This is a genomic window from Streptococcus moroccensis (genome assembly GCF_030812835.1).
Taxonomy (GTDB): domain Bacteria; phylum Bacillota; class Bacilli; order Lactobacillales; family Streptococcaceae; genus Streptococcus; species Streptococcus moroccensis.
Genome location: NZ_JAUSTM010000050.1, coordinates 1 through 3,545 on the forward strand (window position 1 = coordinate 1; position 3,545 = coordinate 3,545).

The window sequence follows — 3,545 nt, forward strand, 5'->3', positions numbered from 1 at the left end:
GGAGTTTTTTGGTATAACCAGCGATGCGCACCCGCATAGCGGGTGGTTTATTTGTTTCGCACCTGCGGAGCGAAACGGACTTAAAGTCACATAAAAAAGACGCCGGAAGACACCCGCAGCAGGGCATCTTCCGGCATTGTTATCAGTGCTCTTTTTCTTTTTGACGGCTTTGTTCTTCTCTCTCAGATTCAAACAGGGAGGAGAGGTTGCTCTCCGCGATCGCCAGCTCCTGCGCCTCATCCCTGAGCTTTCGGTATTCTGCATAAGCTGTCTTTTTTCCGGAAAGCAGCTCCGCATACTCAGCATTCAGATCCTTCACTTTGGGAATCTTCTTCATGCCTAGCTCATCGAAAGCCTGCTTTGCAGCCTTGTGAAGCGTGATCTCTTCCCGATGTGCCTCGAAGAACTGTTTGCTGTAGCCCGCCTTCCTGTACTCCTCATATGTGCTGCGGGTTTTGGAATAATTGATGATATGCTTTTTCAGGGTTGCGATCTCGGTCAGTCTGGCTTCTGACGCCTTGATAGACGCAAGCAGATCATCACGTTCAGCTGCCTTCTGTGCCGCAAGGGAAGACATAAGGTAAGCACTTGCATTAAACAAAAAAGTACGCCCAAACTTACCGCCTTTTTTCATTATTTTCATTCTTCCCGTATAACTCCCCATTCTTCCCACTTTTGAGAATATAACCATTTCAATATCATCAAGGCAATATCTTGCAGGTATTCCCGACAAAACAGTCAATTCATTGTTCTCAATCATGAAAACATCATATTTCCCTTCTCCTCTCGACTCTCCTCTCGACCAAATCTTGACAAAAAGAATTGCAATACATAAGTCCGGAAAGTGCGTGAATTTCTCCATCTCCGTTTGGCCTTTTTACAGGTGCATTTTTTAATATCCTTTGTACATTTTCATAGGTACTTCGGTCTATGATTGGTTCGTGTACATCAGGGATTATTTGCCACTTGTCTTTATCTACATAATGGTTTCTCTTATCTCTATAATGCTTTTCGGTTTTGAAGTTGACTACATCGCCACAATACTCCTGTCTTTTCAGTATGCGTGTTAGGGTTGCTTTGTTCCAGTTATAGCGGTTTTCTTCATTCAGCTTTTTGTTTTTCGCTGTTCCTCTGTCTTGCTGTTTCATATAAAAGGTTGGAGTTAGTATTTCTTTTTCTTTCAAGTAAACGGCTATCTGATTTCTGTTTTTCCCCTCCATAAAGAGCTTAAAAATGAGTTTTACGACTTTTGCAGCTTCTTTATCGACTATCCAATAATCTTTGTTCTTAGGGTCTTTTATATAGCCGTATGGGGCTTCTGTTGCAACGGGCTTTCCGCTTGCTCCTTTGGTCTTAATGCCTGTTTTGACTTTCTTACTAATATCCCTTGCGTACCACTCCGACATAATATTGATAAAGGGAGCAAATTCCAATGTATTTTGGTCTTTGCTGTCTATTCCGTTGTTGATGGCGATAAAGCGTACATTGTTTCTACGGAATATCTCCATTGTATTTCCTACTTGAAGATAATCTCGTCCCCATCTTGTCATATCTTTCATGATAACAATGCCGATTTTTCCGCTTTCCACATCGCTTATCATCTGTGTATAGGCTGAACGGTCAAAGAACCTACCGCTTTCATCATCGTCGATATAGTGGCGGATATTCATCAGCTTGTGCTGTCTTGCATATCTCTCTAAAAATGCCTTTTGATTGACTATACTGTTGCTTTCGCCCCCGTCTCTGTCCTCATCACCAACTGAAAGGCGGGAGTATAGCGCAGTGATTTTGGTTGCATATTCCATCATGGCGTTATCCTCCTTTTTTGTGTCTATATATCATTCCTTTACAGTTAATATTATGCAACCCAGGTGGCGTTCCTGGCGCTTATCCATTGCCTGGACCTCCCTCTGGAGCTCCGTCTGGGGCATTTCCACCAGGGCCACCACCGCCCATCATGCCCAGACCAGTGTCTGATACCGTCTCGGCAGTTGCTGTAGTGGCTTCTTGGCCTGAATCGGTTACACTAAACTAGACAGAAAATTATAAAGTGTTCTACACTAAAGAAAACAGGAGAATTCTATGTCTAGAAAAATACGCCGTCATTTTACAGATGACTTTAAACAACAAATCGTTGACCTTCACACTGCAGGTATGAAACGAAGTGCGCTGATCAAAGAATATGATTTAACCCCCTCGACCTTTGATAAGTGGGTGAGACAAGCTAAAACAACGGGCTCCTTCAAATCGATTGATAATCTTACCGATGAACAGCGGGAGCTGATAGCTCTTAGAAAGCGAAACAGAGAACTTGAAATGCAGCTAGACATCCTAGAGCAAGCGGCGGTGATTATGGCACAAAAAGAGAAATAATCACTGCTAACAAGGATAAATACAGCATTTCAGCCATGTGTCGTTGGTTGAATCTCCCGCGTTCCAGCTATTACTATAAAGCCTCAGAACCAGTATCTGAAGCTGACCTTGAAGAAAAGGTGAAACAAATTTTCCTCAAGAGCCAATCAAGATACGGTGCTCGAAAGATCAAGCAATGTCTGGCCTCAGACGGGCTCATTCTATCTCGTCGTCGCATTCGTCGGATAATGAAGCGCTTAAATCTCGTATCTGTTTACCAGCAGGCTAGCTTCAAGCCATATGCTAAAGGGAAAAACGAAGCCCCAATTCCAAATCGCTTAGACAGACAGTTCCACCAAGAAAAACCACTGGAAGCGATTGTGACAGATTTGACCTATGTCCGTGTTGGTCAGCGGTGGGCTTATGTTTGCTTGATAATGGACCTCTTTAATCGTGAAATTATTGGCGTATCTGTTGGCTGGCAGAAGACTGCAGAACTCGTCAAACAAGCTATTCAGAGTATCCCTTATGCTTTAACCAAGGTCAATCTTTTCCATTCTGACCGTGGCAAGGAGTTTGATAATCAGCTAATTGATGAGGTCTTAGAAGCTTTTGGTATCACCCGTTCGCTAAGTCAAGCTGGCTGTCCTTATGACAATGCGGTAGCTGAGAGCACCTATCGCTCCTTTAAACTGGAGTTTATTCATCAAGAAACCTTTCAGTCACTTGAAGAACTAACCCTGAAAACCAAGGACTATGTCCACTGGTGGAATCATCATCGCATCCACGGTAGTCTCAATTACCAAACACCAATAGCTAAGCGAGTGATCGCTTAACGAAAAAACACTTTATAAAAATTGTACAGAAAAGTGTTGCCTTTTCACATTAAGACTAAACTAAAAGGACTTAGCCCTGTGCAGTACAGAACTAAATCCTTTCACTAATATTTCCTGTCTAACTTTTTGGGGTCAGTACAACTTTGGAATGTTTTTCAATATACCTCGTTATTGGGCGCTTACGTTGTTTTGTGGTTATTATAATTAGAAACTATGACATGAAAAAACGAGCATCTCCAACTGCGGAAATGCTCGTTTTTTCGGCTCTTTGTCAACTGTAGTGGGTTGGTGAAAAGCTAACATCTGGAGAGAATCAATTTGGTTCTCTCCTTTTTAATGTTTAAAGCGATGAGAATT

At 42.5% G+C, this 3,545-nt stretch carries 2 protein-coding genes and 1 pseudogene; 1 reads left to right on the forward strand and 2 read right to left on the reverse strand.

The window, feature by feature from the left end; all coding sequences use genetic code 11:
- Nucleotides 1–142: 142 nt before the first annotated feature.
- Together J2S23_RS11190 and J2S23_RS11195 are read right to left on the reverse strand one after the other, a co-directional pair.
- Nucleotides 143–760 (reverse strand): hypothetical protein, encoded by a 618-nt coding sequence (locus J2S23_RS11190; RefSeq protein WP_307122782.1) that lies wholly within the window; start codon nucleotides 758–760, stop codon nucleotides 143–145.
- Nucleotides 761–770: 10 nt separating this feature from the next.
- Nucleotides 771–1,808 (reverse strand): annotated as a pseudogene (locus J2S23_RS11195) (recombinase family protein); the annotation flags it as partial.
- A 274-nt stretch (nucleotides 1,809–2,082) separates the two neighbouring features.
- Here J2S23_RS11195 and J2S23_RS11200 point away from each other — a divergent pair.
- A protein-coding gene (locus tag J2S23_RS11200) for an IS3 family transposase (RefSeq protein WP_307122783.1) occupies nucleotides 2,083–3,188 on the forward strand; the annotation gives its coding sequence in 2 pieces (ribosomal slippage) (nucleotides 2,083–2,359 and nucleotides 2,359–3,188; 1,107 coding nt in all).
- Nucleotides 3,189–3,545 lie beyond the last annotated feature (357 nt).

Bases quoted from the DNA above. Each gene is read 5' to 3' on its own strand.
- J2S23_RS11190 (WP_307122782.1), bottom strand. From the start codon at position 760: ATGATTGAGAACAATGAATTGACTGTTTTGTCGGGAATACCTGCAAGA.